The sequence below is a fragment of the Streptomyces lushanensis genome, from assembly GCF_001700515.1.
In the GTDB taxonomy this organism is placed as follows: domain Bacteria; phylum Actinomycetota; class Actinomycetes; order Streptomycetales; family Streptomycetaceae; genus Streptomyces; species Streptomyces lushanensis.
The window spans coordinates 1-6,244 of the sequence record NZ_MAUD01000205.1; the positions used below are offsets into that span (position 1 = coordinate 1).

Here is a 6,244-nt window from a genome sequence, read left to right on the forward strand (position 1 = left end):
GGCCGGTCCTCACATCCGGCTCCGGTTGCGGCTCCTGTGGGGGTGCCGTGGTCATCGGGTGTCCTCACTGTGGGGGCCCAGGTGTGCGGTGCCGAGGATCTTCGGCCGCGGGTGACCGGAACACAATGGGGACGGGCCACATACCTCCGGGCCTCCTCATGGGGCCTGTCCATGTCCCGGGTGCGGACGACTCGGTGAGTCGCGTTGATCCCCGCGTTGATCACCGTTTTGGCCCCCGCACTGATCACCGCGCTGATCCCTCGGGACAGGACCTAGTCGGCGTCCTTCTCGGTGATGACCGGGAAGCGTCTGGGGGCCAGTGCGAGCAGGACGAGCAGGGCCAGCGCCGCCGCGACCGCCGCGCCCAGATAGACGTGGTCCACCGCCGCGTCCACCGCCCGGCGCAGATGGTCCGCGGCTTCGGCGGTGAGCGCGGCCGGGTTCTCCAGGGCGGTCGAGACCGAGTCCAGATCGCGGGGGAGTCCGGGCGAGGGCGGATCGGCGAGCCGGGAGGCGAGCACGCCGTTGGCGACTGCGCCGAACACCGCGGCGCCCACGCTCTGTCCGACCTGGCGGCAGAAGAGGATCGACGCGGTCGCCGTTCCGCGCTCCGACCAGCCGACCGTCGCCTGCACCCCGATGATCAGCGGAAGCTGGAACAGCCCGAGCGCACCGCCGAGGAGCAGCATGATCAGTGCCGGCTGCCAGGCCTGCCCGGGGAACGGGAGGAGGGGGAAGGCGAGCAGGATCAGCATCGCGAGGGAGATCCCGAGGACGGCGGTCTGGCGGAAGCCGACGCGGTTGTAGACACGGTTGGACAGGGCGGCGCTGACCGGCCAGCTCAGTGTCATCGCGGAGAGCACGAAGCCGGCGGCGATCGGCCCGAGGCCGAGCACGGACTGCGCGTACGTCGGGAGGAAGACGGTCGGCGCGACCATCAGCAGTCCGAGTGCGCCGAGCGCCAGATTGACGGCCGCGATGGTGCGGCGGCGCCAGACCCAGCCCGGGATGATCGGTTCGGCGGCTCGCCGTTCGATGACGACCGTCACCGCGGCGAGGACCGCGCTGCCGCCGAGGAAGGCGAAGGAGGGCGGGGACAGCCAGGGCCAGGCGACACCGCCCTGGACGAGCGCGGTGAGCAGGAGCGCGCCGGTGGCGAAGACGGCGAGCGCGCCCGCCCAGTCGACCCGGTGCCGCAGCGCGGCGCCGCCGCGCGCCCCGGAGGACGCCCGTGCCGTACGGCCGGGGGCCGCATGCCCACGGCCAGGCGCCGTACGGCTCGGTCCCGTGCCCCGCGCGGTGGCGCCGGGCGGTGTCGCGGGGCGCGGTGTCGTACGGCTCGCAGTCGTACGGCCCGGTTCGCGCAGATATGTGACGATCAGCCAGAGCGCCACCACGCCCACCGGCAGATTGACGAGGAAGATCCAGCGCCAGTCCGCGTATCCCGCGAGCAGTCCGCCCAGGGCCGGTCCCGCGACCGAGGAGGTGGCCCAGACCGTCGACAGCTTCGCCTGGATCCTGGGCCGTTCCTTGAGCGGGTAGAGATCGGCGGCGATGGTCTGCACCGTGCCCTGGAGCGCGCCGCCGCCGAGGCCCTGGACGACACGGAAGGCGATCAGGGAGGCCATGCTCCACGCGGTGGCACAGAGCAGTGAGCCGATCAGGAAGACGACGATGCCCGCGATCAGCACGGGTTTGCGGCCGAAGGTGTCGGAGAGCTTGCCGTACACCGGCAGGGTGACCGTCACGGCGAGCAGATAGCCGGAGAACAGCCAGGAGAAGACGGCGAATCCGCCGAGGTCGCCCACGATCTGCGGGACGGCCGTGGAGACGATGGTGCCGTCGAGTGCGGCGAGCGCCATGCCCAGCATCAGGGCGGCGACCACCGGGCCCCTGCCGCGCTCCTGCGGCCCACGGGACGCTCCGGGCGCGGGTCCGGCGGGTGGTGGTCCGGAGATGAGTCCGGCGGGCGGTCCGGGCGCGGATCCGGCGGAGGCTCCGGGCGCGGGCGCGGGCGCGGGCGCGGCGTACGGTCCGGGCGTAGGCCCGGCGGAGGGTCCGGGCGCGGGCCCTGCGTACGGTCCGGGCGTAGGCCCGGCGGAGGGTCCGGGCGGCGCTCCGGGCCCGGGTCCGGCGGGTGCTCCGGATGCCGTGGTGGACGGTCTCGACGGCGGCCCGGACGGGCGGGTCGGGTTCGGCCCCGGCGGCGGACCGGTACCCGCCGGCGGGGCTTCGGGTATCGCTTCGGTACGTCCGGTGTCCTCGGTACTGTCGCCGGCGCCGCTCACGGGATCCCTTCCCTATGCATGTATCTCGTCGGGAGACACCTTCTCACCCGTACCTCTCGCGGCGGGAGGGCGCGATCCGCTTCACGCCCCCCGTCGCCACCGGCCTTCACCGGTCGCCACCGGCCTCCCTCCCCCTCTCCACCGGTCTCCACCCAGGGTCTCCGTCCCAGGGCCGAGACCCCTAGGGGGTTCTCCTTACCTCCGGCCAGGGACGGTTCGTCCCGGTGGAGGAGGAGAAGCGCGGCCGGTGTTCCTTACCTTGGTCTTACGCCACGGAGAGCGCACGAGGGGGGCTCTCCGCAGCACGGGGGTGGGGAAAACCCCAGGCGAAGACTGCGCTGAGCACCAGCGCACCGGGCCTTCGAAGTCGACAGACTTGGGGCACGGGTTCACGGGGGCCATCGGTGCCGACCACACCGGTACACCACGCCACGCACGGGCGCGTCGCCACATCGCCGCACCGTTCCATCGCATCGACGCATGACTGTTTGACCATCCATCAACTGACTGAGGAGACATACCGTGACAACGGCTGTAACGATCCCCAAGCACGGGGGCACGGGAGGGCGTACGGCCGTCGCGGCGCGAGCGCGGCAGGTCGTCAAGGCGTACGGCTCGGGCGAGACCAGGGTCGTCGCGCTGGACCATGTCGATGTGGACATCGCCCGCGGCCAGTTCACCGCGATCATGGGCCCGTCCGGCTCCGGCAAGTCGACGCTGATGCACTGCCTCGCCGGTCTCGACACCGTGACCTCGGGCGAGATCCACCTCGACGAGACCGAGATCACCAAGCTCAAGGACAAGCACCTCACCCAGCTCCGCCGGGACCGGATCGGCTTCATCTTCCAGGCGTTCAACCTGCTGCCGACGCTCAACGCCCTGGAGAACATCACGCTGCCCATGGACATCGCCGGCCGTAAGCCGGACGGCCCCTGGCTGCGGCGGGTGGTGGAGACGGTGGGCCTCGCCGACCGTCTCAAGCACCGGCCGACCCAGCTCTCGGGCGGTCAGCAGCAGCGGGTCGCGGTGGCCAGGGCGCTCGCCGCGCGTCCCGAGATCATCTTCGGTGACGAGCCGACCGGCAATCTGGACTCGCGGGCGGGCGCCGAGGTGCTGGGCTTCCTGCGCAGATCCGTGGACGAGCTGGGCCAGACGATCGTGATGGTCACCCATGACCCGGTGGCCGCGTCGTACGCGGACCGGGTGCTGTATCTGGCGGACGGCAGGATCGTGGACGAGATGTTCCGGCCGACGGCCGAGGCCGTCCTCGACCGTATGAAGGACTTCGACGCCCGGGGGCGTACGTCGTGACCGTGTTCAAGACCTCGATGCGCAACTTCTTCGCGCACAAGGGGCGGATGGCGCTCTCCGCCGTCGCGGTCCTGCTGTCGGTCGCCTTCGTCTCGGGCACGCTCGTGTTCACGGACACGATGAACACGACGTTCGACAAGCTGTTCGCCGCGACCGCCTCGGACGTCACGGTCAGCCCCAAGGCCGCCAAGGGCGGCGACGAGATATCGCAGACCGGCAAGCCCGAGACGCTGCCCGCCTCTCTCGTGGAGACGGTACGGAAGGCGGACGGCGTCAAGTCCGCCGAGGGCGCCGTCAGCAGCATGAGTGTGACCGTCGTCGACGCCGACAACAAGAACGTCGGCGCGACCAGCGGCGCCCCGACGATCGCCGGCAACTGGACCCGTAACGACCTCCGTTCGATGGAGATCACCTCGGGTCATGCCCCGCGCGGCCCGACCGAGGTGATGGTCGACGCCGACACCGCCGAGAAGCACCATCTCGCGATCGGTGACGAGCTGCGCACCATCGCGGTCACGGGCGACCTCACGGCGAAGATCTCCGGGATCGCGACCTTCACCGTCACCAACCCGGGCGCGGCCGTCGTCTACTTCGACACCGCGACCTCCCAGCGCGAACTGCTCGGCGCCACCGGCCTGTTCACCCAGGTCAATGTCACCGCAGAGCCGGGCGTCAGCGACGACGTCCTCAAGCGGGACGTGGCCGCGGTGCTCGCCGGCGGACCGTACAAGCTCCAGACGCAGCAGGAGGCCGCGGACTCCAACCGCGCGGACGTCGGCTCGTTCCTCGATGTGATGAAGTACGCCATGCTCGGCTTCGCCGGGATCGCCTTCCTCGTCGGGATCTTCCTGATCGTCAACACCTTCTCCATGCTGGTCGCCCAGCGGACCCGGGAAATCGGTCTGATGCGGGCGCTGGGCTCCAGCCGTCGGCAGGTCAACCGCTCGGTGCTGCTGGAGGCCGTGCTGCTCGGGATCTTCGGCTCGATCGCCGGAGTCGCCGCCGGAGTGGGGCTCGCGGTCGGGCTGATGCAGCTGATGTCCTCCGTCGGGATGGAGCTGTCCACCCAGGATCTGACGGTGAAGTGGACGACTCCGGTGGTCGGGCTGGTGCTCGGCATCGTGGTCACCGTCGTCTCGGCGTACATGCCGGCGCGGCGGGCCGGGAAGATCTCACCGATGGCCGCGCTGCGAGACGCGGGTATGCCCGCAGACGGCCGGGCCGGTCTGATCAGGGCGATCATCGGACTGGTGCTCACGGGCGCCGGCGCCGCCGCGCTGCTCGTCGCGACGCGGGCCGAGAAGGCGGGCGAGGGCTCGCTCTTCCTCGGCGCGGGCGTGGTCTTCACGCTGATCGGGTTCGTCGTCATCGGCCCGCTGCTCGCGGGCGGACTGATCCGGGTGCTGAGCGCGTTCGTCCTGCGGATGTTCGGCCCGGTCGGACGGATGGCCGAGCGCAACGCGCTGCGCAATCCGCGGCGTACGGGAGCGACGGGCGCCGCCCTGATGATCGGGCTCGCGCTGGTGGCCTGTCTCTCGGTGGTCGGTTCCTCGATGGTCGCCTCGGCGACGGACGAGCTGGACAAGTCCGTCGGCGCGGACTTCATCATCCAGTCGGGCAACGGGCAGCCGATCATGCCGCAGGCCCAGGCGGCGCTGGAGAAGGCGCCGGACATCGAGCATGTCACCGAGTACAAGTGGGTCGACGTCAAGCTGACCTCTCCGGACGGGAGGACGGCCACGGAGGGCATCGTCGCCGCGGACCCGACGTACGCCCAGGACCTGCGCCGCGAGACCACCGCGGGTGAGCTGTCCGAGGCGTACGGCACGGACGCGATGTCGGTCGGCGACGTGTACGCCAAGGAGCACGGGGTGAAGGTCGGCGACGAGATGTCGGTCGTCTTCCCCGGCGGTCGGACCGGAAAGCTGAAGGTCGCGGCGATCACCTCGGACGACACGAGTATCGACAAGGGCGCGATGTACACCAACATCACGACCGCCGAGAAGTATGTCCCGGCGGACAAGATGCCCAAGAACATGATCATGTTCGCGGCGGCCGTGGACGGCAAGGACAAGGAGGCGTACGCGGCCCTCAAGGACTCGCTCACCGCCTATCCGCAGTACACGGTGCAGAACCAGACCGACTTCAAGCAGGACCTGAAGGACCAGATCGGCCAGCTCCTCAACATCGTGTACGGTCTGCTGGCCCTGGCGATCATCGTCGCGGTGCTGGGTGTGGTGAACACCCTCGCCCTGTCGGTGGTGGAGCGCACCCGCGAGATCGGTCTGCTGCGCGCGATAGGTCTCTCCCGCCGCCAGCTCCGCCGCATGATCCGCCTGGAGTCGGTGGTCATCGCCCTCTTCGGCGCCCTGCTCGGCCTGGGCCTGGGCATGGGCTGGGGCACGGCGGCCCAGAAGCTGCTGGCCCTGGAGGGCCTGGGCGTCCTGGAGATCCCCTGGCCGACGATCCTCACGGTCTTCGTCGCCTCGGCCTTCGTGGGCCTCTTCGCCGCCCTGGTCCCGGCGTTCCGCGCGGGCCGGATGAACGTACTGAACGCGATCGCCACGGAGTAGGACGAGCGCGGACGATAAGGTGATCCTCCCGGCCTCGGTGGGTGTCCTCCAACACCCACCGGGGCCGGGAGG

At 70.5% G+C, this 6,244-nt stretch carries 3 protein-coding genes; 2 read left to right on the forward strand and 1 reads right to left on the reverse strand.

Annotation, left to right across the window (positions count from 1 at the left end):
• Positions 1–272: 272 nt before the first annotated feature.
• Complete coding sequence (locus BFF77_RS18365) at positions 273–1,871, reverse strand: MFS transporter (RefSeq protein WP_245703578.1); 1,599 nt, start codon at positions 1,869–1,871, stop codon at positions 273–275.
• 939 nt (positions 1,872–2,810) lie between these two features.
• Here BFF77_RS18365 and BFF77_RS18370 point away from each other — a divergent pair.
• Both BFF77_RS18370 and BFF77_RS18375 read left to right on the forward strand, forming a co-directional pair.
• Positions 2,811–3,599 carry an ABC transporter ATP-binding protein gene (locus tag BFF77_RS18370; RefSeq protein WP_066950880.1) on the forward strand — a complete coding sequence of 263 codons (789 nt, stop codon included), beginning with the start codon at positions 2,811–2,813 and terminating at the stop codon, positions 3,597–3,599.
• Entirely contained in the window at positions 3,596–6,172 is a 2,577-nt protein-coding gene (locus tag BFF77_RS18375; protein WP_066950883.1) for an ABC transporter permease, read from the forward strand. The genes BFF77_RS18370 and BFF77_RS18375 overlap by 4 nt, the downstream gene beginning before the upstream one ends.
• Positions 6,173–6,244 lie beyond the last annotated feature (72 nt).

Bases quoted from the DNA above. Each gene is read 5' to 3' on its own strand.
- BFF77_RS18365 (WP_245703578.1), bottom strand. From the start codon at position 1,871: ATGCTGGGCATGGCGCTCGCCGCACTCGACGGCACCATCGTCTCCACG.